Annotated in this window: 23 protein-coding genes and 2 pseudogenes; 9 read left to right on the top strand and 16 right to left on the bottom strand. The window is 69.1% G+C overall.

Annotated elements, in window-relative coordinates:
- Window positions 1-74 precede the first annotated feature (74 nt).
- The 3 genes from FRANCCI3_RS00755 (at window position 75) to FRANCCI3_RS00765 (ending at window position 2,109) form a co-directional block, all read left to right on the top strand.
- Window positions 75-827, top strand: coding sequence for an IS5 family transposase (locus FRANCCI3_RS00755; protein WP_011434626.1), 753 nt, complete (start codon window positions 75-77; stop codon window positions 825-827).
- 642 nt (window positions 828-1,469) lie between these two features.
- Window positions 1,470-1,772 (top strand): nucleotidyltransferase family protein, encoded by a 303-nt coding sequence (locus tag FRANCCI3_RS00760; protein ID WP_011434627.1) that lies wholly within the window; start codon window positions 1,470-1,472, stop codon window positions 1,770-1,772.
- Window positions 1,762-2,109: a HepT-like ribonuclease domain-containing protein gene (locus FRANCCI3_RS00765; RefSeq protein ID WP_006538963.1), complete on the top strand. Its 348-nt coding sequence runs from the start codon at window positions 1,762-1,764 to the stop codon at window positions 2,107-2,109. Before FRANCCI3_RS00760 ends, FRANCCI3_RS00765 begins: the two co-directional genes overlap by 11 nt.
- Before the next feature lie 84 nt (window positions 2,110-2,193).
- Here FRANCCI3_RS00765 and FRANCCI3_RS00770 read toward each other — a convergent pair whose 3' ends face one another.
- Window positions 2,194-3,081: a WYL domain-containing protein gene (locus FRANCCI3_RS00770; protein ID WP_051569443.1), complete on the bottom strand. Its 888-nt coding sequence runs from the start codon at window positions 3,079-3,081 to the stop codon at window positions 2,194-2,196.
- A gap of 15 nt (window positions 3,082-3,096) precedes the next feature.
- On the opposite strand from FRANCCI3_RS00770, the gene FRANCCI3_RS00775 reads away from it, so the two are divergent.
- Complete coding sequence (locus tag FRANCCI3_RS00775; protein WP_237704556.1) at window positions 3,097-4,020, top strand: IS66 family transposase; 924 nt, start codon at window positions 3,097-3,099, stop codon at window positions 4,018-4,020.
- 78 nt (window positions 4,021-4,098) lie between these two features.
- On the opposite strand, the gene FRANCCI3_RS00780 is transcribed toward FRANCCI3_RS00775, so the two are convergent.
- The gene (locus tag FRANCCI3_RS00780) at window positions 4,099-4,866 is read right to left on the bottom strand and encodes a hypothetical protein (RefSeq protein ID WP_035958099.1); all 768 of its coding nucleotides are present in this window, start codon (window positions 4,864-4,866) and stop codon (window positions 4,099-4,101) included.
- Window positions 4,867-5,054: 188 nt separating this feature from the next.
- Here FRANCCI3_RS00780 and FRANCCI3_RS28850 point away from each other — a divergent pair.
- Window positions 5,055-5,102: pseudogene (locus FRANCCI3_RS28850) on the top strand (hypothetical protein); the annotation flags it as partial.
- A gap of 32 nt (window positions 5,103-5,134) precedes the next feature.
- Here the strand turns inward: FRANCCI3_RS28850 and FRANCCI3_RS27635 are convergent.
- From FRANCCI3_RS27635 to FRANCCI3_RS00815, 7 genes and pseudogenes are all read right to left on the bottom strand, one after another.
- Window positions 5,135-5,854: pseudogene (locus FRANCCI3_RS27635) on the bottom strand (transposase); the annotation flags it as partial.
- A 232-nt stretch (window positions 5,855-6,086) separates the two neighbouring features.
- The gene (locus FRANCCI3_RS00790) at window positions 6,087-9,515 is read right to left on the bottom strand and encodes a CHAT domain-containing protein (protein WP_011434630.1); all 3,429 of its coding nucleotides are present in this window, start codon (window positions 9,513-9,515) and stop codon (window positions 6,087-6,089) included.
- Window positions 9,516-9,730: 215 nt separating this feature from the next.
- Complete coding sequence (locus FRANCCI3_RS00795) at window positions 9,731-10,672, bottom strand: hypothetical protein (protein WP_011434631.1); 942 nt, start codon at window positions 10,670-10,672, stop codon at window positions 9,731-9,733.
- Window positions 10,673-10,677: 5 nt separating this feature from the next.
- Window positions 10,678-11,094, bottom strand: a complete 417-nt coding sequence (locus FRANCCI3_RS00800; RefSeq protein WP_011434632.1) for a hypothetical protein — start codon at window positions 11,092-11,094, stop codon at window positions 10,678-10,680.
- Between the two features lie 266 nt (window positions 11,095-11,360).
- Window positions 11,361-12,230 carry a TIGR03619 family F420-dependent LLM class oxidoreductase gene (locus tag FRANCCI3_RS00805; protein WP_011434633.1) on the bottom strand — a complete coding sequence of 290 codons (870 nt, stop codon included), beginning with the start codon at window positions 12,228-12,230 and terminating at the stop codon, window positions 11,361-11,363.
- A gap of 103 nt (window positions 12,231-12,333) precedes the next feature.
- Complete coding sequence (locus FRANCCI3_RS00810) at window positions 12,334-12,693, bottom strand: MerR family transcriptional regulator (protein ID WP_011434634.1); 360 nt, start codon at window positions 12,691-12,693, stop codon at window positions 12,334-12,336.
- Window positions 12,694-13,064: 371 nt separating this feature from the next.
- Complete coding sequence (locus tag FRANCCI3_RS00815; protein WP_011434635.1) at window positions 13,065-14,435, bottom strand: YncE family protein; 1,371 nt, start codon at window positions 14,433-14,435, stop codon at window positions 13,065-13,067.
- A 471-nt stretch (window positions 14,436-14,906) separates the two neighbouring features.
- On the opposite strand from FRANCCI3_RS00815, the gene FRANCCI3_RS00820 reads away from it, so the two are divergent.
- Complete coding sequence (locus FRANCCI3_RS00820; protein ID WP_108913321.1) at window positions 14,907-15,533, top strand: polysaccharide deacetylase family protein; 627 nt, start codon at window positions 14,907-14,909, stop codon at window positions 15,531-15,533.
- Between the two features lie 137 nt (window positions 15,534-15,670).
- Here FRANCCI3_RS00820 and FRANCCI3_RS00825 read toward each other — a convergent pair whose 3' ends face one another.
- Window positions 15,671-16,531 (bottom strand): polysaccharide deacetylase family protein, encoded by an 861-nt coding sequence (locus tag FRANCCI3_RS00825; protein ID WP_023840183.1) that lies wholly within the window; start codon window positions 16,529-16,531, stop codon window positions 15,671-15,673.
- 441 nt (window positions 16,532-16,972) lie between these two features.
- On the opposite strand from FRANCCI3_RS00825, the gene FRANCCI3_RS23045 reads away from it, so the two are divergent.
- On the top strand, window positions 16,973-18,097 hold the full coding sequence (locus tag FRANCCI3_RS23045) for an SGNH/GDSL hydrolase family protein (protein WP_157858540.1): 1,125 nt from the start codon (window positions 16,973-16,975) through the stop codon (window positions 18,095-18,097).
- Window positions 18,098-18,197: 100 nt separating this feature from the next.
- On the opposite strand, the gene sigJ is transcribed toward FRANCCI3_RS23045, so the two are convergent.
- Window positions 18,198-19,076 carry an RNA polymerase sigma factor SigJ gene (sigJ, locus tag FRANCCI3_RS00835; protein ID WP_011434639.1) on the bottom strand — a complete coding sequence of 293 codons (879 nt, stop codon included), beginning with the start codon at window positions 19,074-19,076 and terminating at the stop codon, window positions 18,198-18,200.
- A 233-nt stretch (window positions 19,077-19,309) separates the two neighbouring features.
- Between sigJ and FRANCCI3_RS00840 the strand changes: the two genes are divergently transcribed.
- Window positions 19,310-20,005 carry an NAD(P)-dependent oxidoreductase gene (locus FRANCCI3_RS00840; RefSeq protein ID WP_011434640.1) on the top strand — a complete coding sequence of 232 codons (696 nt, stop codon included), beginning with the start codon at window positions 19,310-19,312 and terminating at the stop codon, window positions 20,003-20,005.
- A gap of 110 nt (window positions 20,006-20,115) precedes the next feature.
- Here FRANCCI3_RS00840 and FRANCCI3_RS00845 read toward each other — a convergent pair whose 3' ends face one another.
- The 3 genes from FRANCCI3_RS00845 to FRANCCI3_RS00855 form a co-directional block, all read right to left on the bottom strand.
- On the bottom strand, window positions 20,116-21,567 hold the full coding sequence (locus FRANCCI3_RS00845; protein ID WP_011434641.1) for a Kelch repeat-containing protein: 1,452 nt from the start codon (window positions 21,565-21,567) through the stop codon (window positions 20,116-20,118).
- Between the two features lie 262 nt (window positions 21,568-21,829).
- Entirely contained in the window at window positions 21,830-22,771 is a 942-nt protein-coding gene (locus FRANCCI3_RS00850; protein WP_235462892.1) for a lysylphosphatidylglycerol synthase transmembrane domain-containing protein, read from the bottom strand.
- Between the two features lie 20 nt (window positions 22,772-22,791).
- Window positions 22,792-24,060, bottom strand: coding sequence for a glycosyltransferase family 4 protein (locus FRANCCI3_RS00855; protein WP_011434643.1), 1,269 nt, complete (start codon window positions 24,058-24,060; stop codon window positions 22,792-22,794).
- A 333-nt stretch (window positions 24,061-24,393) separates the two neighbouring features.
- Here FRANCCI3_RS00855 and FRANCCI3_RS00860 point away from each other — a divergent pair, with 333 nt between their 5' ends.
- The gene (locus FRANCCI3_RS00860; RefSeq protein WP_011434644.1) at window positions 24,394-24,789 is read left to right on the top strand and encodes a hypothetical protein; all 396 of its coding nucleotides are present in this window, start codon (window positions 24,394-24,396) and stop codon (window positions 24,787-24,789) included.
- Window positions 24,790-24,843: 54 nt separating this feature from the next.
- On the opposite strand, the gene FRANCCI3_RS23820 is transcribed toward FRANCCI3_RS00860, so the two are convergent.
- Entirely contained in the window at window positions 24,844-25,326 is a 483-nt protein-coding gene (locus FRANCCI3_RS23820; protein ID WP_011434645.1) for a hypothetical protein, read from the bottom strand.
- 198 nt (window positions 25,327-25,524) lie between these two features.
- Entirely contained in the window at window positions 25,525-26,697 is a 1,173-nt protein-coding gene (locus tag FRANCCI3_RS00870; RefSeq protein ID WP_011434646.1) for a PP2C family protein-serine/threonine phosphatase, read from the bottom strand.
- Between the last annotated feature and the right edge of the window lie 96 nt (window positions 26,698-26,793).

The following is a 26,793-nucleotide window of genomic DNA, read 5'->3' on the forward strand; positions in this document are numbered from 1 at the left end:
CGGAGCGTGACGGAAAGTTGGTGTGGATGTTGGTGGTGGGGTTTGGACGGGGGTGATGGCGGCAGGGGCTGGTCATGGTACGTACACACCGGTATCCATCGGATCTGACCGACGCCGAGTGGGCGCTTGTCGAAGCTGTGTTGCCGCCGGTATCGAAGGACGGCCGGCCCGGGGCGCACTCTCGCCGGGACATCGTGGACGCCATCCTGTACGTGACACACAACGGGATCGTGTGGCGCGCGCTGCCGGCGGGCTTCCCGCCGTGGCAGACGGTCTACGGCTTCTTTGACCGGTGGAAGAAAAAAGGCGTGACCGCCGGGATCCATGACGCGCTGCGGGGCAGAGTCCGGCTCGCGCGGGGCCGGGAGGCGGAGCCGACCGCGGGGGTGGTGGACTCCCAGTCGGTCAAGGGCGCCCAGACGGTCGGCGCCGACTCCGGCGGCTACGATGCCGGCGAGAAGGTCAACGGCCGCAAGCGGTTCGTGATCGTCGACACGCTGGGTCTCCTGCTGACCGTCCTCGTCGTCCCTGCCAACGTCCAGGACCGCGACGGCGGCCGGCGCCTCCTGATAGACCACTACTTCACCCATCATCGCTGCCGTCATCTGTTCGCCGACGGCGGTTTCGCTGGCCAGCCTGTTGCATGGGCGCGGACCATCATGAGGACCACCGTCGAGATCGTTCGGAAGAAACCCGGTCAGAAAACCTTCGAGGCCCTGCCGAAACGATGGGTGGTCGAACGTACCCTTGTCTGGCTCACCGCCCACCGGCGGCTTGCCCACGACTACGAACGCCACCCCGCCACCTCCGCATCGTTCATCCACTGAGCGATGATCCGCACCATGGTCCGCCGTCTCGTTCGCGGGAATCCCGTCCCACGCCGGCAACCCCGCGACACTACAGGGCGTTAACATCACTCAAGATCCAGGACAGGCTCTCAGTAGCCATGGCCACGCCGTGGCGGGAGTCAGGTCCACCGGGTCGTGGAGGGCACGGCCGGTGGATCTGTGAACCACGAATACCCGGCGTCTGTCACCCGGTCGTGTTCTCGCTGCCTGCGGATGCCCGAATCGCGATCGTGATCTCGTTACCGGCCGCGGGGGCGACGGTGCAGTGCAGCCCGAGATCGGTGACACGGCCGTCGCGGGCGTTCCATTCGCGGGCGCCGTCGTCTTGGTGTGACCTGGCATTTTGTTGAACTTTTTTCTTGGTGCAAAATTCGCACAATCCGAACCGTCGCCTGATTCGCCCGGCGGGCGCTGTGGTCCAGAGCTCGTTTGCCGGTGTTGAGTTAACCCCTTAACCGCCTCGGGGTGCCGCTGGCCTCGGTCCGAGTCGCCGGGGCGGGCGTGATGCCAGTGAGTCGCGGTTTGCCCGTGCGGCTGGTCAACGGGCAGTCATGATCAGCGGCGATGCGCGTTGGAACGGTGCGCCCTGGACCTTGAGCTTCCTGCGGCTACCCTTGACCTGTGGGGTCCATCGCCGGAGTAGAGATCGACAGGGCACGCCTGGCCGCGATCTGCGCTCGTTACGGGATCGCGGAACTCCAGGTGTTCGGCTCGCAGGCGCGCGGCACCGCGACCGCTGACAGCGACATCGACATCCTGTACACCCTTGCGCCGGGCCGGCGTCTGGGCTGGGACATCGAGCAGCTCGCCGATGACCTCACCGGCCTGTTCGGACGGCCCGTCGATTTGGTCTCCGCCCGCGGGCTCCACCCGCTGCTCCGCTCGTCCGTCCTGGCTGAGGCACGGCCCGTCTATGCGGCGTGACGTCCTCCTTCTCAGCGAGATGATCGAAGCGGCCGACCAGGCACAGAAACTCACCGACGGAATCACCGTCAGCGCCCTGGAAGCGGACCGGCAGCGCCGCGACGCACTCCTGTGGAACTTCACCGTGCTCGGCGAAGCCGCCAGTCAGCTCTCCGAAGAGATCACCAAGAGCTATCCCGACATCGCCTGGAAGCAGCCCGTCCGGCTACGCAACCGGATCGTCCACGGCTACTGGTCCGTCGACCTCGAGATACTGCACACCGCGGCCAGAGAGCAACTACCCCAGTTCTCTGTCGACCTGCGTCGAGTCCTCGCAGCTGTACGCGAAGGCACCTGAACCCACCGAGGGCTGGAGCGTGAGTGGCCTGGTCGCCTGATGTCGGGCGCGGGCACAGGCAGTCGGTGAGGGCCACCGACGGGGTCAGCCGACCGGGGCGACCGACTCGATGTTGGCCACGGTGAAGTCCCGTTGTGCGTCCCGCAGGTGACACCACGCCTCGAGCCATCGGCCGTACAGCTGGTGCGGCTGGATCTCCCGGGCAGTCCGGTTTCCTGCCTTGTTCCGGTAGCTGATCAACACGTCGCGCTGGGCCTCGATCGCGTCGGCAAGCAGGATGATCTCGGTATCGGTCAGGCCAGGGTTCAGCTGCGCCAGCCGCGCGGACGTCTCCGAGATATCCGACCCGCCGCTGTCCGTGCCATCCGGGTCCGCGAGCAGCCGTGCGGCCAGCTTCTCCGCGTCCATCCGGGGCCGGACCCGGGACGCGGCCCGCGTCGGCGACCGGGGCGCAGCCGCGCGGTGCTCCTGCTGCTTCTCGACGATCACTGTGCCCGTCGCGTCCTCGGCGACCGGGGACAGCCCGGCCGCACGCAGCCGTGCCAGCACCTCGTGCGGCTCGTGCGAGCTGGACAGCACCGTCGGCGCCACCCGCGCCAAGGACAGCTTCGCCAATGACCGGGTATGCAGAATCTCGCTGATCAAGGCCTCTTCGGCCATGACGCACGAGCGCATTCCCCGCACCCGGATCTTCCCGTGGAGGCGAGCCACATCCTTGACCAGATATTCCAACTCCCGTATCGCGGCGGCCGCCTTGTCCCGCAGCTCGCCTGGCCCGTATAGATGCAGCGGGAAGAACCAGTCGACGTGCTCGCCGGCCACCCGCAACGACAGCCCACCGCGCGCCGCGCACAGCATGGCGCGTCGTAGCCCACCGGCGGCCGAGGCCAGGGGCAGCGGCGGGGCCAGTTCCTTGTCTCCGCGGATCTCCCGGCTGGTCGGAGCATGTTCCAACATCAACCATGCGGTCACCAGCGCGGACCACTGATGGGCCGGCGGAACTATGACCATCTCACCCGTGACGAGGTCGACTGCGATTTCCCCGGCGGCGGGCCGGCCCGCTTCTGGCTGTGGGTCTTCCTCGGTGAGGACTCGGTGTGCTTCGTGATGGACGCGACCCGTTCGAGTGCGGTCCTCGCCGACCATGTCGGCCTCGACCCGGACACCGGCCAGCTCAGCGACACCCCCGGCGGCGCGGCGCGCCGGCTCGTGCTGTCGTCGGACTTCTACACCGTCTACGCCTCCGCCGGCCGGCGGGCTGACGGCCTGGTCAACCTGTACTGCTGGGCGCAGGCCCGGCGGCACTTCGTACGAGCCGGGGACGCGAACCCCGCCCAGCTCGGGATCTGGGCCCGCCAGCGGGTCGACCGGATCCGCGATCTCTACACCGCGCACGACGCGCTCGCCGCGGCCTGGCACACCCCCGCCACGGCCCCGTCCCCGCGCGCCGAGCGCGCCCTGGCCGCCGCCTACGCCGGCTGGGACACCGCGATCGGCGTGATCGACACCGTCCGACAGGAACAGATGACCTCCCCGGGCCTGCAGGAACCCGCGAAGAAGGCCCGGGCCACGATGGACCGGGAATGGGACGGCCTGACCGCCCACCGCGGCTATCCCATGATCGGTCTGGACAACAACCCGGCCGAGAGAGCGATCAGGGGGCCAGTCGTGACCCGGCGCAACGCCGGCGGCTCCCGCACCGAGGACGCCGCCCGCGACGCCGCCACGATCTTCACGGTCACCGCGACCACGACGCTGCACGGACTGAACCTGCTGACCTACCTGGAAAGCTACCTCGACGCCTGCGGCCGGACCGACGACACAGCGCTCACCGGCACCGACCTCGAACGGTTCCTGCCCTGGGCCGCCAGCCCCGACGACCTTGAGGCGTGGAAACAGCCACCCAGCTGACCAGCGAACTCCTCGCAACACCCAGCGGCGTGACCGACCGTCACGCCGCCCGCGACCATGCACCCACGGGAATTCCGACTACGTACGTCTGAATCGACGGAGGTCGAACGTGACAACGGGTTTCACGGCTTCTAGATCGTAAGGGTTGGGTGAGACTTCCGCGCCCAGCTCGGGCAGGCATCCGATCGGATCGGTGACTCGGTCGAGTTCAAGGCTCGCCTCGAACAGGGATCGTTCGGGTTCGAGACTTACCAGATGGTAGAGAGTGTCTTTGCTGGTCGTGGGTGCTACATCGATGACGGTTCCGTTGAAGACAACAACATCGATGAGGTCAAGCGTCTTCGTGGCCTCGAAGACTTCGTGCACTATCCGCAACGTCATCCAGGCAACGAGCTGCGCATATAGCTTCTTGGCTTCAGGCTCTTTCCACTTTACCGGCCTGACCTCGGGTGCGGTCTTGAATAGCTTGTATTCCCTGATTTCGGGGATCACGGATCGTTGTGGGAATTCGATCTCGATGACGATGTCGTGTTCCTGGGGCCGGTAGGCGATTTTGCGTGCTACGGGGAAGCCGTCGGGATAGGACGTGGCCGCGAGCGCTTGGCCGACGAACCACTCGACCGCTTCCGGGTCACCGTCCAGACACGCCGCCCACTGTGCCGCGATGCGGGCGTTGTGCGCCGCGGCACGGTCGAGGGCCGCAGCCACCTGCTGGTCGTGTCTGGTTCGAGCCGCAGTGAGTTGTCGTAGCCGGTCGGTCTCGACCCGCTGGAACTCGGCCGTGTCGGCTTCCCACGTGCTTCGGGCCGCGTCGAACTCCCGCTGGTATCGACCCGACCCGCCCACCAGCCGGCTGGCCCGACCAGGAGCCGGGGGCTTGTATTGCTCCCAATCCGGCGCCCTACCAGCGATCGCCAGCGATCCCGGCTGAAAGATCGACTGCTTCGGTACTACCTCCAGCGCGGCCACGGTGAAGGCAGGGAGGCCCAAGACGTTGAGTAGCAGGTTCCTGCCCAGCTCTGCGATGTGAGCGGCTGCGGCGGCGGGGCTGGTCGTGCCAGCGGCCCGCCCGGCGGGCGGTTGAACGCGACGACGGTGCGGTGGGGGTGTGGCGGCGGGAGACGTGGCCGCGGGAGACGTGGCCGCGGGCAAAAAAATCGTTGCGGCCACAGGGTCCTGGATCGTCTTCGAGGACGAGGCCGGGGCTTTCGGACGGGCCGTAGAAGCAGTCGGCGATCACCGCGCGGAACGGGATCCCGGCTGTGCGGGCGTCGGTGACCAGGCCGGCGGCGATCTGCCCCTTGGTCTGGAACGACGGGTCGTTGCGCCCCTCGGGTAGGCAGGGGGCCGGCAGGTAGAGCCGGGTGTGCAGCGGGTGGTAGGCCCGCTCGTCGGCCCATGCCGTGGTCACCGCGACGACGCCACGCTCGATGGCCCCGCGGGAACCGAGGTACTGGCGGGAGACTCCCGCGGTGGCGTGCCCGCTCTTGCGGTCCCCGGAGTCGTCGATGACCAGGGCCCCGCCCGGCTGCGGGGCTGTGCCTGGCGCTCTGGCGAGCAGCTCAACCCGCCTACTGTTGATCTTCTGGTGGTCCCAGGAGGACTCCGAGACGAACCACTGCAGCCGCTGGGCCTGCCGGTGCTGGGCGCCGACCACCGGCTCCGCCCCGGCCAGGCAGGTCAGTGTCTTGTTCCGGTCCCGCGGCGCCAGCCAGACCAACCAGACAGTCCCGGAACCCCTGCCGCTGCGCCCGCGACGCGAACAGGTCATCGAACCGGGACGCGTACGCCTCCACGGCGCCGGTGCCGGCGGGCACGGCAGCCGCGCTGTCATCACTGCTCACCCCCATGACCGCAGGCGATCACTTCTCCTTATTCCCTGTTCCCGCTCCCATTACCGATCACAACAAACCACCGCCAGTTACTTTCGCTCCCGGCGCAGGCCTGCCGGTGACCGGATTCGGAACCCCCGCCCGGGCGCTCTGTGCACCTCCTGTCGCCGCGACGGCTTGTCAAGAACCTCACGTAGCAGCTTGGTGGGCTGCTACGGTGTGGGCGTGGCGGCGTCAGGCGCCGACGTGGATGTGGGACGCCCACTGTGACGGGGATCGCGGCGCGTAGTTGCGCTGGGCACGGGTGGCGTTGTGAACGGCCGCGGCCACGTCGCTACCGTCGGCTAGGAACCTGTAGATATTTTCCGCGAGGTCGACGGCGATCTGGTCGTTGATGGGCCACAGCGTGGCGATGACATGCCGATAGCCGGCGAGCTGGAAGGCGGAGGCGAGGTGCATCGCCTCGTCGGAAAGCTCGCCGCCCGGGCGGGCGGTTTCGCACGCGGACAGGTATGCAAGTTCGGCGTCGGTGAGCCTGAGGCGGTTGACGTCCAGAACGGTGAGGGGCTGGTCGTGTAGTAGCAGACGGCTGGTCGATGGGGCGGAGATGGCTGCCTCGCCATGGCAGGCGAAGTGCACCCAGCGTGCCTGCGGCAGGGCGGCCAGCACCGCAGCGCGGGTCGCTTTGTCCTGGACCAGCGTGCTCACCCGTTCGTGCAGAATCCGCGTGAGGATGGCGGCTTCGAGGTGTGCGCCGGGCAGGTCGCCGGCGTCGGGGGTGTGGGGCATCACCACGACCAGCGCGCGCCTGCCCTCGTCGTTCGCTGACGGAAGGCCGACAAGCGTCGCCGCGTCGGGCGCGGTGCGCCGAGCATGGCCCAAGGCGCGGATCGTTGGAGTGTACGAACAGATCACTCTATCGATCAGCGTGTCCGGCGCCGGATCGAATCGAGCCTGGTGATGGCCTGCCGCGTGCACGGGAAGGAACGACAACAGCCCCGACAGGCACCACCACATCCGCGGCCACGAGGTGCCCGTTGCCGGTGGTCCGTGGATGTCCAGGCGTTCCAACACCGGTCCGGCGAGGACGTCCCACAGCCAGCCGAAGACGTTCGAGAGCCCCTTCTCGTCGCCGCGTTCGACAGCCGTCAGGAAAGCGAGGACCTGGTCACCAACGGCTTCTTCAGTGAGGTCCGGCAGGGGTAGGAGCTGCACGCCGGCCGTGGTCAGGATCAGGGCATCGCAACGGATCTCGCTGACGTTGACGGCCACGATCGGCCCCTGGCTCGCGGCGTGCCGAAGATCGTCGATGGTTGGTGGCAGAAGAAAACGCTCGAAGTCCGGCAGGCTGCGGATCTCGGAGACGAGGCTTGCGAACCGCGCCGCGCGGGCATGCCGCCGGTCGGCACCGCGTCGTGCCGTGCCCGTCGCGTCGTTTCCGACGAATGGCGGGGATGCCTGCTCCGCCAGCGGTATGTCGGATCCGTCGAAGGCGGGAGGAGCGTCGAACTCATCCTGAAGCCGCCTGAACAGCGCGGCCTTCTCCGGGTCTCTTGCGGCAAGGAGGGCGAGGTCCGTACGGGCGTCGAGAATCTGGCCGAGGATGACTCCGCGTCCTTGCTCCCAGAGTTCCAGGGCGCGTTCGACCTTGCCGACCTGTAAACACGCTGCGGCGGCCTGCGATCCCAGCCGGGACAGGGTGACGAGACGATACTCCTGGTCTTCGCGGTCAAGGCTGCGCGGCGCGACCTGTCCCAGCAGGTCCACAGCGGTGCTGTAGCCGGCGACAGCCTGCTGCCAGTCGCCCGCGGTGGCCGCCAGGCTCGCCCATGCTCCCGCCGCCTTCGCTCGGATGCTGGGTGCTGCCGTTGCCAGCGCGGCGGCACGTCGAAACACGGCGATACTGACATCCCGATCCGCCGGCCTCCCAGTGTGTTCGAAACGGTTCCACAAACTAAGACCGAGGCCGGACAGGGAAGTGGCAGCATCCGGGTCATCGCCGCGAGCATCGACCGCCATCCGGTACGCCGCCACGGAACCGTCCAGGTCGGGCATGTCTTCTGTCCGGTCAAAGCGGAGATGGAGGGTCTCGCCGAGATTCGACGCCGCGGCCGCGACAAAGGCTCTGTTCTCTTTGGCCTCGGCGGCGGCGAGCGCCGCGCGGGCAGTTTCCACCGCCTCGTCCAGATCTGCGGAGGTACCAGCCAGCCGGGCGCGTCGTGACAGCGCCCTGCAGAGGTTCACCATGACGGGGACCCAAGCCGTGTGCTCCGTCGAGGTGGCAGCCGCCGCCTGCCGGCCGACGGTGACTGCCTCGTCCAGGTCGGCCGCGCGCCCGATTCGATCCGCGCGCAGACCCACCACGGCCCCAAGATTGGTCAGTATCACGGCCCGTTCCGCGTGGCTGGCCGGCGTCGCCACTACCGCCTGCCGGCAGACCTCCACAGCCTCATCCAGGTCAACCAGCAGCCCGACCCGATCAAAACGTGCCCGGAGAATGTTGCCCAGATTGGAGAGACGCCGGGCACGGTCCGGGCTGCCGGGAGGAGTCACAGCCACTGCCCGCCGGGCCGTCTCCACCGCCGTGGTGAGGTCGGAGTCCGTCCCGGTGTGCAGCGCCCGGACCAGCAGCGCAGCACTCAAGTTTCCCAAGACGACCGGAAAGTGCGGATGGCTGGGAGGCGTTACTGTGGCCGCGCGGCCAAAGATATCGATGGCGGCCGTTAGATCCGTCGAGACCCCGGCCTGCACGAAACGCGTCTGCAGCGCGACGGCCAGATTGGTGAGCATCGTCGCGTACTGAGGATGGTGGGCCGGCGTCACATCGACGGCGCGTCGACCCTGTTCCACTGCCTCGTCGAGATCGGCTCGCGCGCCCGTCCACTCGAACCGGGAACGCAGAATGTTACTTAGGTTTGACAGATAACGGCCGCTATTAGGATCTTGTGGCGGGATGACCGCGACCGCCTGCCGGATTGCCTGCAGGGATTCCTCCAGGTCCGCCGGCGACTTCCGGTGCACACATCGCGCCCATAGCGAACCACTGAGACCCGACAGCACCAGGAAGCGGGAAGGGTGGTTCTCCGGTGCCCGGGTGGCGGCCAGCCGGCCGAGGTCGACCGCCTCGTCGATGTCGGAGTCCGAACCCGTCCAGGCGAACCGCGTCTGTAACGCCGTCGCGAGATTGGAAAGGAGCCCGACGTGAAGCGGATGACTCACGGGCGTAACAGCAGACGCGCGTCGGAACAGGGCGATCGCCTCGCTGAGACCGTCGACGTCACCGGTTTTCGTCGACTGGCCGTACAGGTGTTCGGCGCGAAGTGCCAACCTTTCCCGGCTGCTCGGGTTCATGTCAGCCTCGTCAAGGGCGTCACGGATCTCGCTGGGTAGAAGGGTCGGATTCGACCGGTGGACCGATGCCAGCAGTTCCCGTGCCCGCGCCAGGTCCGGCCGGCCATCGTCACCTCCCAGCACAAGATAACGACACCAGTACAGAAGACCGGCCGCGAGCAGAACATCCGTGTCGATGGACGGATCCGGGACGGCGTTCAAGAGACCCATCACCTCCAACACCGCATCGTTGGCCAACACGATCTCGGGGGAGCTTTCGGCGGCGAACAGCTCCAGTCGCCCCTGGACCCTGGCAAGAAGATCGTCCCGCATCGACTCGTTCCCCTCTCCTCTGTGACGAGGCTTCCTCAACGTCCGGCCTTCCGGGCCGGACCCATACCTGCCGAATTTGCTGGTTTCGAATGTGGCAGAGTCTCCCCTTTGTCCGCAGTGTCTGTCCAGAACCTCGACGTTTGAGAACCTCGACGTTTGAGGAAAAGGACGCGTGACGGTGTTGGCAATGTTGTTGTAGCGAGATCAGAGGGAGATCACGGGGTGGGCTGTGTGAAGTTAGGGGTGTTGTTGTCGGAACCGCGCCAGAGGTAGGCGGTGAGGGCTTGCCCCGCGGGTTTTTCTTCTGCGGGGGTGTGGGGGAGCGGCCAACGAAGGTGGGTGTAGAGCTGGGTGCGGTGAGTGTCGAAGGCGACTTCGATCAGTTCGCCGAACGCCTGCGCACGGGCGGGGATGACGACGGTGACGGTGATGGTGGCGACGGCGAGACCCGCAGGGATGGCAAGCAGGGTGTAGAGGCCACCGGTGGCGGCGAAGAGCAGCGCCCACAGGGTAATGGTGGCGGCAGTGTCGAGGGCGGTGCGGGCGGCGGCGAGGTCGGTCCGGTGGGTGTCAGGGAGCAGAGGCCAGAGACGGGGCCAGCAGATAATGGTGTCCAAGCCGTATTTGTCAGTGGGGCGTCGTTCGGCGGCGCGCAGGATGTTGCCCGTGCGGGTGGCTAGGAAGAAGCCGGGGGCGCCTGGGGATGGATGCTGTCGGCGACGCCGTTCGAGGCGGGTGTAGACGACGAGCTGCCGGTTTGTGGGGGTGTTCGGGGGTTGCACGGCAGTGTGTGCTGTCTGCCAGGCGAGGTCGTCTGCGGCGGCGCGTGCCGCAGCGCGGGCGGCGAGGCGGTGGCGGAGGGGGTCGGCGATGGCCGGCCAGTAGCCCTCAAGCAGTCGGAGCAGCGGAGTGGCAGCGCTGCTGACCAGGACCGCGGTGGCTGCGATGCCGAGTAGGGCGGTGAGGATGGCGAGGGTTTGGATTGCGGGGGTCTGCCGGTCGAGCCAGCTGGTGTGGTTGCTGAGGGTGTGAAGGCCGCCGTGGTGGTAGGTCCAAACGGCGAGGAGGGCGAGCCAGTACACCAGGGCGGGGGCGGCGATCGATGCCCATCGGTCGGCGACTTTCTCGCCGACTGTTTTCCAGAACTCCTCGAGCATGCCTGTCAGCCTCGTACGAGGGTGACCTGGTGGGTGGGGCAGGTGGGGATGGCGCTGCCTAGGTCGGGCCGGTACCAGGTGTAGTCGCCGCGCGGGCAGTTGTACCGGTCGGCGGCGACTGGACCTGGGTCGCCGAGGGGGCTGGGGCGGGGGGTGCGCTGGTAGCGGGGCTGCTGGTCGGGCGGCCTGTAGTGCGGGGCGTCGGCGAGAACATCGCGCAGGAACCGGCCGGTGTGAGGGTGGCCTTCGAGGAGGGCGCGCAGCTGACCAGCCTGGGTTCCTGCGTCGGCCGGGTTGGCAGTGGTGAGCAGGGCGGCGATCCCTTGGTCGAAGGCTGCGGCGTCCTGGGGGGCGAACCAGTCGGCGAGGTAGGGGCGGATGGCACGGCCGGCTTCGATGATGCCGTGGTTGTCGCTGGTCAAGGCGGAGACTCCCTGCAGAAGGGGGTGGGTCGGTCCTGGGGCAGGAGCCGGCGGCGGGTGGGATCAAGCGCCGGCGTGCAGGTGGGATGCCCACACCGACCCGGACCTGTGCCGCTGGCCGGTAGCCCGGCTGCGACGTCGGCGAGGTGGGCGGGCAAGTCGCCGAGCTCGACATGAGGTCGCACCCGGCCAGTAGGCGGAGGTGAACTCCGCCTACTGGCGGACGTCGAGAACATACGCGCCGCCGACCTGGTCTGGCCGAACCGTCAGGTCGATAGGCGGTCGAGGAGGCCGAACCGCTGGGCGAACGCGGATATCTCGTCGCGCTGCTGAACTGGATCGATGGCCGTGGCGCCCACGACGATGCGGGTCACACCCTGCGCGGCGAACGCCTCCACCCGTTCCGGTGTCATGTCGATCGACCCCCATCGCGTGTACTCCAGAGCATCCGGATTACGGCCAGCCTCGAAGGCGGTCGACCGGGCGAGGTCTAGTTGGAGGCTACGCTCATCAGGACCGAGCGCACCGCCGGGAAAGTAGCCGTCGCCTCGCAGCCCGGCCCGGCGTGCAGCCGCCCGACTTGATCCACCAACGTGGATGGGCAGCTGGGTAACGCCGTAGGGCTTCGGGAAGCTGCACAGGTTGTCGAAGTCGAAGAACTCCCCGCGGAAGCTGACCCCGTCCTCGCCCCCGGCCCAGAGCAGTCGCATCACGTCGATCGCCTCGTCGGCGCGGCGACCACGGGTGCTGAAATCCACCCCCACCGCCTGGGCCTCGCCCGGCAAGGTTCCCAGCCCCACGGTCAATAGCCGCATCCGCCCCTTGGACAGCACATCAATGGTGGCCAGTCGCTTGGCGAGGACCACTGGATGGTGGTAGGGAAGCAGCAGCACGCCCGTGCCGAGCAGCATCCGGTTCGTGGCCGCGGCGACGAGGCTCAGGCAATCGAGGGGATCGGCGTAGGGCAGCGACGGCGGGATCTCGATGGACCCGACCATCGCCCCGGGGTACAGCACGATGTGCTCCGGCAGATACAGTGCCTCGAAGCCGCATTCCTCCGCATGCTGGGCGTAGGCAGTGATCCGGTCCGGGTCGACACCGTAGTAGGGCGTGCTGTAGCCGATTGCGAACTTCATCTCATTCTTCCGATCTGCTGATACCCCATTGCTCCCCGCCCGCCGTTGGCCGGGCGGACAGGGACGTTGAGCTCGATGACTGTTCGTCGGTCAGCGACGGCTACTACGGCCGCATCGCGATCGTTTGAGCGAGCTGGCTCTGCAACTGCTGCCGTACCGCGTCGAGCCGCTTGATACAGACATCGACTTCGGCGAGTTTGCGTCGCAGCACCAGCACAGAGTCCGGGCAAACGTGTCCCGACGTGTTGCCGGCCCGCAAACAGGCGACGAACGGGCGGATGTCGTTGAGGTCGAAGCCCACAGCGAGCAGGGCCCGAATTTCGTGGACGACTCGCAGCTCTGTCTCGTCGTAGACGCGGTAGCCGTTGGCGGAGCGCCGTGGCCGTACCAACCCGTGTGACTCGTAGTAGCGCAGCGTGCGGGTGCTCGTGCCGGCCCGTTCCGCCAGTTCGCCGATCAGCATCCGACCTCCTTCACCCGCCCGGGGCAAGACGCTAAACCTTGTCGCCGGCGTCAAGGCAACGTGCCGCCGGTAAGAAAGTTGCCGGAGGAGGTCACCCCGGCCACCGCAGCACGGTGGCCGGGGTGACGAAGAAGACGTCCCAGCGGGCCCGGGGTAACAGCCGGGACAGCGCCGCGAGGATCACCCGATCTACCTATCCCAGCCCCGCCCAAGCCAGCCCAGATGGAACGTACTGCCTGTCTCGTCTCATCTTGGCAGGTAGGGGGGCTCCGGTTTTCCCCCGGAGGTGATCGTGCTGGCGGTGCGCCGGTGGACAGCCGGTGGACAGCCGGTGGACAGCCGATGGACAGGAGTATCGAACACGCGAGGGCTTATCGCATGATTCCGGTGTGGCCGAGGGAGTAGCGCCCGGGCTGCGGCCAGACAGCGAGCCCGTGCGGCTCGTGGCCCACCGGGATCTCGGTCAACAGCCGGCCGGTCGTCGGGTCCGACCCGCCGTTCCCGCCGGTATCGAACACGTACACGACGTTGCTGCGCCGGCCGGACAGCCACAGCCGGGTCCCGTCGGCGTTGACGTTGCCCATATCGGGGGTCCCGCCGCTGGGGATGGCCCAGTTTGCGACGATCTTCCTGGTGGTGAAGGAGATGACCGACACGGAGCCCCGATCACCGGTATGCGGGAACGGGACCATGTCGGAGGTCATCATGCCGCCCCGGTTGACGACGTAGAGATAGCGGCCGTCGCGGCTGGGGTACAGGCCGTGGGCCTCCGGGCCGGTCTGGACAAAGCCGGTTTTGGTGAGGGTGTCCCCGTCGATGAGGTGGACGCCGCCGGCGTTCATGTCGGCGACGTACCAGACCCGGCCCGCAGGATCGATCTTGATGTCCTGGGGGGCCGCGGTGCGTCCGAGATCGAGGTAGCCGAGGACCCGCTCGTGCGCCAGGTCGATCTTGACCAGTTGGCCGGCGAACTCGCAGGTGGCGATCGCATAGGTGCCGTCCGGGGAGAAGTCGACGTGGTTGACGCCCGCGCACCGGCTGCCCACGTCGAGGCTGTGGCGCAGGGCGAAGGTGTGCGGGTCGCGGAAGTCGACGCTGTGGTTCGCCTCGGCGATGACCATCGCGCTCTTTCCGTCGAGGGTGAAGTACAGGTTGTAAGGGTCGGTGACCGGTATGGCCCGGCCGGCGAGGCGCCCGGTCCGCGGGTCGATCGGTGACAGACTGTTCCCGACGTTGTTGTTGACCCACAGTGTCCGCAGGTCCCAGGACGGGACCACATGCTGCGGGCCGCGCCCCGTGGGGTAGGTGGCCACTACCCGCAGCGTGTGCTGGTCGATGACGCTGACCGTGCCGTCGGACAGGTTCGGGACATAGACGAGCTGCGGATCGTCGCGCACGACCGGGCTCAGCATCCCGGCATGGGCGTGGGCGTACACATCCACAGCAGTGGTGGTAGCACCAGCAACGGTGGTACCACCAGCAACGGCGGCGGTGGGGCTTGCTCCCGCCCTGGCCGGGGACGCGGCCGGGGACGCGCCCGGGGACGCGCCCGGGGACGCGCCCGGGGACGCAGGCGGTTGCGGGAGGGCTCCAGCGTTCGCAGCCTGGTTGCCCGGGTCACGGAGGGCCCAGCCCGCCAGCAGGGCGACGACAAGGACCACCAGGCCGGCCAGCAGGATCGGGCCGTACGGCCGGGGCCGCTTCCCGGGCCGGGGTTGATGCGATTTCGCCCTGGTTGGCATGCCGACACGCTAGTACCGTCTTTTCACGCGGGGCCCTTCGACCCCGTCGGACGGTCGCATAATCGAATATGGTAGAAAGGCGTTTTACTGATCGCTTGCCTGGTTGTGATCTATCGTCGACAAGAAGGCTCGTGTCGGGGTCTGGCCGCCCGTGGCCTCACGGTACCCGGCTGGTGATCCTGGGTGCCCATCGGGCGCCTCCAGTGGCCGGGATATCCCCGTAGCCGAGATACCCTCAGCGTCATGTCTCAGCCGGCCGGTCGTGGTACCTCTCGTCGTCAGTTCCTGGCTGTGGCCGGTACGGCGGCGGCTACGGGGCTGGCGGGCTGCGGTACCGGTGGCTCGACCCCCTCGGCGCCACCAGCGTCCTCAGGAGCAACGCCGTCACCCTTCGCCCCTGCCCTTGGCGGCACATCGGGTGAGACCGCGGCGGCCTCTTCCGCTGCCGGCGCGGCCGGCGGCCCGGAGCTGGTGCCGGGAGGCGCGGCGGCGGCGGTCACCCACGGACCGCGTGACCGGTCCCGGGTCGCGCTCACCTTCCATCTCGGCCCGCACGAGGCGGGTCAGGATCTGTCCCTGGCCCATCAGCTCCTCACCGACGCCGCCAGGCTCTCGGCACCGATCACCGTGTTTGCGGTCGGGCAATGGCTCGACCAGCACCGCGACCTCGTCCCCGTCATCCTCGCGGCCGGCAACGAACTGGCGAACCACACCTACACCCACCCGGCGCTGACGACGCTTCCAGCCGATCGGGTGACCGCGGAGATCACCGGCTGCCGGGACGTCCTGGCCCGACTGGCCCCGACGCAGGGCCGCTACTTCCGGCCCTCCGGCACGAGCACCGCCACCCCGCTGATCCTCACCGAGGCCGGCGCCGCCGGGTACCGCACGGTTGTGGACTTCGACGTCGACCCGCTCGACTACACCTCCCCCGGAGCCGACACCGTCGTCGCGCGGGTGCGGGCCGGCACCCGGCCAGGCTCCATCGTGAGCATGCATTTCGGCTACCCGGGCACCGTCAGCGCGTTCCCCCGGATCGTCGCGAACCTGCGCACGGCCGGCCTCACCCCGGTACCGGTCCACGACCTGCTCACCTGACCTCGGAAGGGCCGGCCCGGGTGAAACTCCTTGGCTCCTTGGCCGGGCATTTCTTGACCGGGAGTTTCTTGACCGGGCATTCCTCGGGCCCTTCCGACCAGGACGAGATCGTCGCTTCCGCGGAAATGTTGCCGTTGTCAGCCGACGGCGCGGGAGGTGCCGAACATGGTATCCAGGGTGACCGGCTGAAGGTTGCGCTGCTCGATCAGTTGTTGGACCTTGTCGAACAGGCCGAGGATGGTCTGGTGGTTGGCGTGGCCGAGCATTATCGTGCCTGGCTTGAGGTACTGCTCGGCAAGCCCGATGAGCTGCTGCGGGGTGAGTGTGGTCGAGTCGCCGAAGCTGCCGTTCCACAGCAGGACCCGGGTGTAGCCGAGCTCGCCCACGAGCCCGTCGACGTGGGGGTTGTGGGCGCCGTAGGGCGGACGGAACCAGGGCCGGCTGGTGATCCCGAAGGTTCGCTGAATCCACTGCTCGTTCCGCTCTATATCGGCCCGGATCGCGGTGTCCGTCTCGTGCAGCAGGTTCTTGTGGGTCCAGGTGTGGTTGCCGATCTGCACCTGGCCGGACTCCACCAGCGGACGCAGGACGTCGGCGTGGCGGTCCCAGATCGCCCGGTAGGCGCCGTTCGGCGAGAACGTGATGGGGATCTTCGATCGCTGGGCGAACGCCACGTAGCCGGCGACCGTCGCGGCATCGTAGCCGTCGTCGATCGTCAGGGCGATCTGCTGGGTCCGGGCGGGTGCCTGGAAGGTCACGGTGGGTCGGCCTGGATGCGGCGGGGGCATCGGCGGAAACGAGGGCGACGGACCTGTGACCACTCCATCCCCGGGCGTGGCTACGGAATTCCCGGGCGTGGGTACGGGTGCGACCGCTGGGACGGGGCCAGGGCCGCGCACGGTGTCGGTGGCGTGGGTGTCGGGCTTGGCGGGCGCCGTGCCGGCCGAGCATCCGATCAGCGCCTGCGCGGCGCCGATGCCCAGTAGGGAAAGGAGCATCCGTCGATCCATAGACCGACATTAACGGACATATGATTACGCTTTACCATCGGTGCGTGTAATCGCGGTTCTTCCTTGTCGAGTTGCTTCGTATGTTTCTCGAAGGGATCATGCGGTGGCCGTCCCCTTTACAGACCGCCACTCTGGGGTGTCGTAGGACCGTCGCGGAGTGGCGCAGGACTGTTCTGGGGTGGCGCAGGACTGTTCTGGGGTGTCGCAGGACTGCTACTCCACGTGCATCACATCCGTGGACTCCACTCCACGGCCTGTCATCATGACGGTATGACGGGTAGCGATCTCGGGCGATGCCGGTGGAGCATGCTCGTGGTGGGTCTGGTGGCGGCCGTGGTGGTCGCGGGTTGCCGTGACACGGGCGCAGCGGAGGTATCCCGTAGCCGGCAGAACGTCGCGGCAGCGACATCGCAACCTTCTGTGACGACGGTGACACGTTCGCGGCAGGCGATGGTGACCGTGCAGGCGGGACGCTCGCGCACAGTCGTCGGGCTGAGCGCGGTGGCCCTGCACGGCAGGGTCACCGGGCCCGCGGCATCCACAGCGTGGACGATGCTGTCGGGACCGGCCCCGGCCCGATTCGCCGGTGACGCGCCGGACACGACGGTGACCCTCCCGGCTCCGGGCAACTACGTGTTCCAGCTGACCGCGACCGACCGGTCCGGCCGTTCACGATCCTCGCGGACCAGGCTGACCGCGCTGCGCTACGTCGCGCTGGGTGACTCGTATTCCTCCGGGGACGGAGCCGGCCCCGTCGCCGACTACCTCCCGGGCAGCTACCGGCCATTCGGTGGCTGCCGACGCTCGACCGATGCCTACCCGGCTCTCGTCCACGCCGCCCTGGCCACCAAGGACCCGCCGCCGTCCGCGACGTCTGATCCACTGTTCACCTTCGGGGCCTGCGCGGGCGCACGCACTCGGGACTTCTCCACGTCGCAGGGGCCTGGCACCCCACCACAGGACACCTATCTGGACGGGTCGGCCGACACCGTCGGACTGGTCACCCTCACCGTCGGCGGCAACGACATCGGTTTCGCCGACATCGCGGTCTACTGTGCGGCACTGCACGTGACCACACTTCTCCCGTCCTGTCGGGACCACTCCGCACCGGCCGTGGGGGCCGCTCTGAACACCCTGCAGCCACAACTCACCGCGACCTACCGGGCTGTCCGACGGGCCCGCAGCCTCGCCCCCGGGGCACGGATCCTCGTCCTGGGCTATCCCCGGCTGTTCCCCGACGCTCTGGACGCACCCTGCCCGGTCAGCGTCCTCGGGAAGCTGGGGGTACGCATCCAGCCGGCCGACGCGGCCTGGTTCAACCAGACCGTCCACGACCTCGACAACACGATCCGCGCCGCCGCGAGGGCGGCCGGCGTGACCTACGTGGACACCGAAAACGCCTTCGCCGGGCACGAGTTCTGCAGCAGTACAGGCAGCCCTCCCGACGTCGACCTCCTCGGAACGCCGTTCTCCGCCGCGTTCCACCCCAACGGCCAGGGGCAGCGTGCGCTGGCCACCGCGATCACCGCCGCCTATCTTCCCACCGGCCGTTGACATCATTCGAGGTTGACATCATTCGAGGTTGACACATCCGAGACTGACACATCCGAGACTGTCTCCGGGTCGGTCAAAAACACCCCGGTCAAAAACACCCCTAGTCGGCGAGAACCAGGCGGTGGAGTTTGTCAGGGTCGAGGATCAGGTCGATGGTGGCGATCCGGCCGTCGCGCACGGTGAGGCCGGCGACGGCGATGACACCGGTCGATGTGCGCGCGACGATCCCGGCGGTGCCGTTGACCAGGGCTGGCTGGCAGTGCCGCGCGAAGCGGGGGCCTTGGATGGCGGTGTGCTGTGCGACGTCCGCGGAGCCGGTGAGCAGCGTGGGCATGAGCCGGGTGCGTGAGCCGGTGTCGACGCGGAACACGACGTCGGGATCGAGCACCGCGACGAGGGCGTCGAAGTCGCCGGCCCGGGCTGCGGCCAGGAACGCGGCGACGACCTTGCGCTGTGCGGCGAGGTCGGGGTCCGGGACCGTCGGGGCGCCTCGCACCCGCCGTCGGGCGCGGCTGGCGAGCTGGCGGGCCGCGGCGGGGGTCCGGTCGACTATCGGGGCGATCTCCTCGAACGGCACGGCGAACATGTCGTGCAGGACGAACGCGAGCCGCTCGGACGGGGTGAGCGTCTCGAGCACGACGAGCAGCGCCAGGCCGACGGAGTCGGCGAGCACGGTCTGCTGCTCCGGGCCGTCACCGTCCTCGGCGCTGACGATCGGCTCGGGCAGCCAGGTGCCCACGAAGTCCTCCCGGCGCGCCTGGCGGGCACGCAGCATGTCGATGCATACCCGACCCACGACCGTCGTCAGCCAACCGCCGAGGTTGTTGATCGCCTCGTCGCCGGAGCGGCTCAGCCGCAGCCATGCCTCCTGGACGGCGTCCTCGGCCTCGCTGAGCGAACCGAGCATGCGGTACGCGACCGCCTGCAGCCGCGGGCGCTGGCGCTCGAACTGCTCGGCCTGCCACGTCGCATCCTCCATTGCCTGCACCTCTCGCTTGCACCCCGCCGAACCAGCCTCTCCTGAGCAGTTGACGAACGCGGCACCGCCGATGTGACGACGCCACCCGTCCGGGTCCGGGGGACGGCTGGTGGCTGGTGGCCGGTGGCCGGTGGGCACGGCGGTCACATCTGTCCGGCGGGATCCGACAGACATCCGACGGACATCCGACAGGCAGGTGATCCGCGTACCCGCGGGTCAGGAGGAGCGCAGCAATGAGGATTGTCGTGTTCGGAGCGAACGGGCCGACTGGCCGGCTGCTGACCGAGCAGGCGCTGGCCGCCGGTTACGACGTCGTCGCGGTGACCAGGCGCCCGGCGGAATTCCCGATCACGCACGAACGGCTCGACGTCGTGGGGGCCGACGTGCACGACGCCCAGGCCGTCGATCGGGCCGTCGAAGGAGCCGACGTGGTGCTGTCGACGCTTGGCGTGCCGTTTACGCGCGAACCGATCAACATCTACAGCGACGGAATCCGGAACATCACTGCGGCGATGTTCCGGCACGGGGTCAAGCGAGTGGTCGTGGTGAGCTCGAGTGCCACCGAGCCGCATCATCATGCCGATGGCGGTTTCCTGCTCAATCGGGTCCTCCAGCCGCTGATCACCGCGACGATCGGCAAGACGACCTACCGCGATATGCGCCGCATGGAGGAACTTCTGCGCGATAGCAACCTAGATTGGACGATCATGCGTCCCTCGGGTCTGTTCGACGCGCCCGCCGTGACGAGCTACGAGCTTCACGAGGACCAGGCGCCGGGTATCTTCACCAGCCGCGCGGACCTGGCCGCGAGCCTGCTCGAACAGGCGATCGAGGTACGGTTCGTACACAAGGCGGTCGCCGTGACGACCCGCGAAGGCGCCCCGACGCTATTTCAGATGTTGCGCCGGGAGGCATTCAAGCGGGACTGACCTCAGTAAACGCGGCCAGCAGCCGGGGCCGGCCTCATGGGACAGGACGGCCGGCGCCCGGCTGACGGCGTTGTTCGTTACTTGTTTCGCTATTCGCTATTCGCTATTCGCTATTTGCTTAGTGCGGCGACGGTGTTCAGCGTCTTGCCGGAGCTGGACGTTCCACCCAGCACGTACACCCGGCCGTCACCACCGGTCGCCGCGGCATGCCCGGCCCGGGTCGAGGGGGAGCTGGTCGGTCCGGCGGCCCACCGGTCGTCCTTCGGGGTGTATACCTGCACCGCCCCGGTGACGTTCCCGGCGCTGTCCCGCCCGCCGATGATGTAGACCCGGCCGTCGGGGCCGGTCGCCCCGGCGGCACCCGCGACGCCGTCCGGCAGGTCGGACATCTGGGCCCACGAACCCTTCTCGGCCGCTTTCGAACCCGGTGTATAGGCGAAGACGTCGGTGGCTGCCCGCGCTGCGGAGCCGCCGCCAGCCCCGATGCCGCCGGCGGCCAGGATCCGGCCGTCCGGCAGGGCCGTCAGGACCGGAGCCCTGTTCCCGGATGGCGGCGCCCCGGCCGTCGACCAGCTGTCCGAGCCGGGGTCGTAGATCGCCAGGGTCTTCGCGTCGAGAACGTAGATCCTGCCGTCGGTGCCGCGGGCCGCGCTCGGGTCACCCATGGCGCTCGGCAGGGGCTTCCCCGTCGACCAGCTTCCGCTGGACGGGGTGTACACCTCGACGATGTCCGTGGGCTGGTTCGAGCTGCCGGACCGGCCGCCGATCGCGTAGATCCGGCCATCGAGGTCGGTCGCGGCGGCGAGGTGGGTACGCGCGGTCGGCAGATCGGGCGCGTCCGTCCAGGCGTTCTTCCGCGGGTCGTAGACCTGGACCGTCCCCACCGGCGTCAGGGGTGCGACGCCCGGCGGTGACGTGGGTGAGCCGGTGCCCGTCGGTGTCCCGGGCGTGGTCGGTGAACCGGTCGGACTCGCGCCGGGTGATCCGGTCAACGTCGCGGTGGGCAGGTCGGTGGTCGGGCTGGTGGTCGGGTCATCGGTTGACGGGCCGAGCGGACCGGCCAGTGGCTTCCGGGTCAGGCTCGCCGGACCCACCGTCGATGTCGTCGTCGCGGAACTTCCGGGCGTCCCGGTGGGGGCCGGCGACTGCGTCGGTGATGCGGGTGCGGTTGGCGAAGTGGGTGTGGTGGTTGGTGAAGTGGGTGTAGTCGGTGACGCGGTCGGGCCGGGCGTTGCCGTGGGCGTCCCCGTAGGCGAGCCCGGGGCGCCGCCACCGGCGCCCGTCTCGGCGGCCTGGCCGCCGATCGCATAGATTCGTCCGTCACATCCCGTGGTGGCCGCGAGATGGACACGGGGAGTCGGCAGGGCGGTAACCGTCTCCCAGCTTTGCAGTGGGCCGGCGATCTGGGGCAGCGACGGGCATCTGCTCGTCGGGCTGCCGGTCGGTGCTGCCGCCTCGGCCACCGAGCTGAGCAGCCCCGGCGCGGCCAGGGCTGCTGCCAGCGTGGCGGTCAGGACGAAGGCGCGCGAGGCGCACCGACGTGATGTACGGGACCAGTTCATGAAGTCTCCCCCCTCTGAGGACCGCGGGTGCGGCCCTGACCGACGGGTGGATGGCATGGGTAGATGACGGTGCACGCACGAGAACTAGCTGTACGTTGTGCATCCTGACGTTGTGCATTCCCATTGATTCGAAGAGTAATCACCATTGGGTTCGGTGCCCGCGGGTCCACCCGGACGGGACGAGTGGGCCTGACGTGCTGCGGGACCATCCCCCGACGGGGGTGAGTGGCGCGGGTCAGAGGTGCGGGGGTGAGTGCGCGGGTCAGAGGTGGCCGCGGCGGACCAGCAGGGCCAGGACGCAGGCCGACGGGGCCATCGGCAGCCATACCGTGATCATCCGGTAGCCGAGGACCGCCGCGAGCGCGATGGCGGCGGACTGGCCGGCAGCCATGATCGCTGCTGTCAGGGCCGCGTCGAGCGAGCCGAAGCCGCCCGGCGAGGGCACCAGGGCCGAGGCCGCGCTCGCCGCGAAGTAGATCGCGAATACCGCGCCGACCCCGAGCGGAAGGTGCAGCGCACGCATGATCGCCCACAGGGTCGCGGCGTGCAGCATCGGGATGGCGGCCGAGCCGCCCCACAGCAGGGCCGCCCGGCTCGGCGACTGCAGGGTGGTCTTCATCGACCGTAGGTGGTCGACGACGCCCGCCCATGCCCGGCGGGCCGCCCGGCGGACCGGGGCGATCAGCCAGCCGAGCAGGCCGAGCAGAGCGAGCCCGGCGAGCACCGCCGGGACCACCATGGCCACCGGCTCGCCGCGGGGTAGGCGTGCCACGTCCACCGGCAGGAATCCCCCCGCCAGGAGCATGATCAGCACGGCCAGGTGCGTGGTGACACCGGCGGCGGTGTCGAGGCCCACCGCCGTCACCGCCTCCCGCAGGGTCAGCCCCGCACGATGCAGGAAACGAAGCTTCACCGCGCCGACCCCGAAGCCCGCCGGCAGCACGTGGTTGGCGACGCTGCCGGCGACCTGGACCGCGAGCAGCGGACCCACTGGCAGGGGCCGGGCCACCGTGCCCTGCTGGCAGGCCGCTCCCGCGATCCAGGTCAACTGGGCGACAGCGACCGCGCCCACCAGCCAGGACGGGTGGGCGCGCGTCAACGCGTCGACACCGCTCTCGACCGTTGTCCACGAACGCGCGAGCCAGACCACCGCCAGCAGCGGCGCGGCCACGGCTGCAACCCCCTTCGCCCGGATGTATCCCATCCGCCGTCTCGCCATGGAATTCAACCGCCTTGGCTCACATCGATCCGGTCTGGAACGATGTCGTCCGAAATCATGCCGCTGGGCCCGATGTTGCTCGAGACGACGCCATCCGGGACCTCCCGATGCGCCGCCGAGGATCCGAAAGAGTGTCCCGCGACACCCTCAAGATCGGAATCTGGCCCGCCCGCGAGCAGTCCGGCGAGCCGCCGGCTCAACTCACCCCAGTTCCAGTTCCGGCACATCCAGTCCCGTCCGGCGAGGCCCATCCGGGCGGATCTCTCGGGGTCGTCGAGCAGGTCGGCGACGGCCGTCGCCACGGCGTGCCGGTCGCGGCCGTCCACGACGACGCCGGTGCGACCGGGCAGGACGACGTCGGGTGCCCCGCCCTGGGCACCGGTGACGACCGGCAGGCCGCTCGCCGCCGCTTCCAGGGCGGACAGTCCGAGACCTTCGAGGTCCAGGCCGAGCAGGCGGGTGCGGGACGGCATTGCGAAGACGTCGGCGGCGTCGAGATAGGCCGGAAGATCCTGCTCCGTGACCGCGCCGGCGAAATGCACCGCGTCGGCGACGCCCACCTGGGTGGCGAGCCGTCGCAACCGGTCCGCGGCGGGACCCTGCCCGACCAGCAGCAGCCGTGCGGCGGGATGACGTCGCAGGACCACCGGCCAGCCTCGGATGAGCATGTCCTGCCCCTTGCGCGCCACCAGGCGGGCCACGCAGATCACGACCGGTCGGTCCGACCAGCCGTGTTGCCGGCGGATCTCCTCGCCCCCGACCCGCGGCCGGAACCGTCCGGTATCCACCCCGCCGGTCAGCCGCGCGAGTGTCGTGCCCGGCGGGGCGACGGCGAGCAGCCGGCGCCGGGTGAACGCCGTCAGATAGGTCAGGACGTCGGCCCGGGCGGCGACCGCTCGGACGAGCGACCACCCGCCGGGCAGCCGGGACCAGGCGACCTCGTGCCCGTGGCTCGACGACACCACCCGGGAGATCCCGGCCGTTCGCAGCGTCGGGGCGAGCAGGCCGAGCGGCGCCGCGGTGGGAAACCAGGCCGCCTCGCAGTGCTCGGACCGCACGACCGATCGCAGGAGGCGCCGGGATCCGGGGGAGGTGAGGATCCTCTCGTCCATGCGGATCACCGGGAAGGGCAGCGTCCGGTCGAAGGCGGCGGCGCTGGGGGCTGCCGGCGCCACGACCACCACCCGGTCAGCCGGAAGCCCGGCCGCGAGATGGTAGGCGAACGTCTGGATGCCGCCGAGCACCGGGGGGAACTTGTCGGCGACCACCAGCATGCTTGGCACGTCGACCAGGCCGGTACCGGCCCCGGCGGTACCGGCCCCGGCGGTACCGGCCCCGGCAGGATCGGTACCTGAGGCCGGTCCGCTCCTCGCAGGGCGGATCGGCGCGTTCGGATCATCGGTGGGGCCCGGCGGGAGGGGAAGTTCCCTCACGCGTCGTCCGGCCGGCGACAGGGCTGAACGAGCGGCATCGGGCGTGTGGCGTCCCGGTTGACGGGATGCGACGGCAGGGGGTGACCCTTCATGAAGGGAGATGATTGCAGCCTCACGATGTGGCGCTAATGAGACCTGCGATCGTGACGAGCGTCCGCGCCAGGGGCGCATCCCGTGGCGAGCTGGACGGCGGCGGCCCGTGGGGCACGGGACTCCTGGAACCGCCCGGGAGCCTGGGCGTCGGTGCCGGTCCTCTCCTTCGGCCCCACGCCGGCGAGCGAGTACGCCTTCCAGTTGACCGCCGATCTACTGATCCACGGCTGGGATCTGGCGCGGGCGATCGACATGCACGGCCGGCGGGCCGGTGACACCTCGTCGGTGGCGGGTGTCGGCTCTGACCGGGACCTCGTGCACCGGGTCCACGAGCAGCTGGCGTCGCAGATCGACGCCTGGCGGGCGGCCGGCATCTTCGCCCGCCCGGTGCCGGTCCCGGATGACGCCGACGAGTGGACGAGGTTGCTGGCCCTCACCGGCCGCTCGCCCGACTGGCGGCCCGGATCCGGCGGATAGCTCGGCACGACGGATATCAGCACAAGAGCACAAGGGATATCGACACAACGGATATCAGCACAATGGGTAGATGAGGATGGGGGCGCCCGACCCCCCGGGTGCGGAGGTGGCCGGGGCCGTGCAGCTGTGTCGCGGGCTCGGTGCCGTGGGTGTAGGCGGATACTCGCCACTCGGCACCGGGCTTGGCACCGGGTGTTTCGCCCCGCCCACCTCCGTCGGCGTCGGTGACGCGGTGGCCGACGAAGGCCCGCTCTTCAGGGAGGGGCCCGCCGTCAGTGACGAGGGATCCGTGAGTGACGAGGGATCCGAGCCGCCGCCGATGCCCAGCCTGCCGATCGCCGCTGGCAGCGAGCCGTCCTTGGCGATGGCGAGGTCGGCCGCTGCCGCGGCGCCCTCGGCGCGTCCCCAGCTCACCCGTAACCCGGACGTCGCGATCAGACCGCCGACGGCGAACGCGGCCACGGCGCTCACGACGACGAGTAGGGCCAAGAGCAGCCGCACGGTGCGACGGTCACCGGAATCCACCGGAACGCTCACGACCGTCTCCGACCGTCCGGTATATCGATACCTGGAGTGAATACCCGTGAGCACAACTGTAGGCGTCGGTATCGGGCGGCGGCCACGGAATCCCTCCGCATTGGGTGACCGTAGCGGATCGCGACGGGCTCCAAGGGACAGCGGCACGCCGGATGGGAGTCGGATCTCGGGTCGAGGGGCCGCCGGGTCCCGCCGGGCTCAAGAGCTCAGGACGCCGACTCCTGTCCCGGCTCCTGTCCCGGCTCCCATCCCGCCACTCGGTCCCGCCTCCCGCTCGGCCAGCAGCACCGCGAGGTCGTCCTGCAGCCTGCCATCCACGTGGGCGCGCAGAGCCCCGGCGAGACGGTCGAGCGCGTCGTCCTGGCTGCCGCCCCGCAGCAGGTCCAGATGATCGTCCAGAGGGAAGAACCGCCCCCGGCCGTCCCGGGCCTCGGTGAGACCGTCGGTGAACAGCAGCATCCGATCGCCGACCGCCCAGCTCGCCATCGTGACGGAGAAACGCTCGGCCAGCCCGAGCGGCGGACTCGGCGACTTCAGTTCCAGCGTGGTGCACTCGTCCGCCGAGACCAGTCGTGGCGGGTGATGCCCGGCCGAGCACAGGCCCAGCCGACCGTCCGGGTGGATGTCGACGATGAGCGCCGTCACGAAGTCCTCGGGTTCGGCCTCCCGACCCACCGCGCGGGCGCAGGCGGCGGCCACCTGTTCCGGGTCGAGCCAGGTCACTGCCGCCTCGCGGAAGGCACCGAGCACTATCGAGGCCAGCCGGACCGCGGGCAGGCCCTTGCCGCGGACATCGCCGATGATCATCCGGATGCTCTGCGAGGTGGAGACGACCTCGTAGAGATCGCCACCCACCGACGCCTCCTGGGCGGCGGAGAGGTACCGAGCCGCGAAACCGGCCCCGTTGAGCCGGCTCGGGACCGCCGGTAGCAGTGCCCGCTGCGCGACCTCGGCGACCGCTTTGACCTGGTGCAGTTGTGAGCGTTGCCGTTCCCGGCACACGCAGATGCAGACCGCGATCACGGACTGGAGGGCGACCAGCGTGGTTGCGGCGAGATGCGGACCGGTCCCGAACCAATGATCCCAGAAGCCGGAGAGGAGCGCCGCGATCACTGCCAGCGCTCCGACCGCGGCGGTGACCCGGGGTGGACTGGCCGCCGCGATGATCAGTGGCCCGAGACCGAAGTACCCGACCAGGATCAGCCCGGGCGTCGCGTCGAGGATGACGACCGTGACGAGGACGAGCGTTCCGGCTATGAGGGGACGGACGTCCTCCACCCCGCCGAGCCCCTCTAATCCGCCGGGCCCCTCCACCCTGCCGAGTCCGCCGAGTCCGCCGAGTCCGCCAGCGCCTGAACGACGTCTTCGCATGGGTCATTGTCCCGGCCGGATCGGGATCCCGTGAGAGGGCCTCGCATTTCGGCTATTCGGTAACATCCCGCTACCCGTAAGGTCAGATCGGGCCGT

It is taken from the genome of Frankia casuarinae (assembly GCF_000013345.1).
Taxonomy (GTDB): Bacteria; Actinomycetota; Actinomycetes; order Frankiales; family Frankiaceae; genus Frankia; species Frankia casuarinae.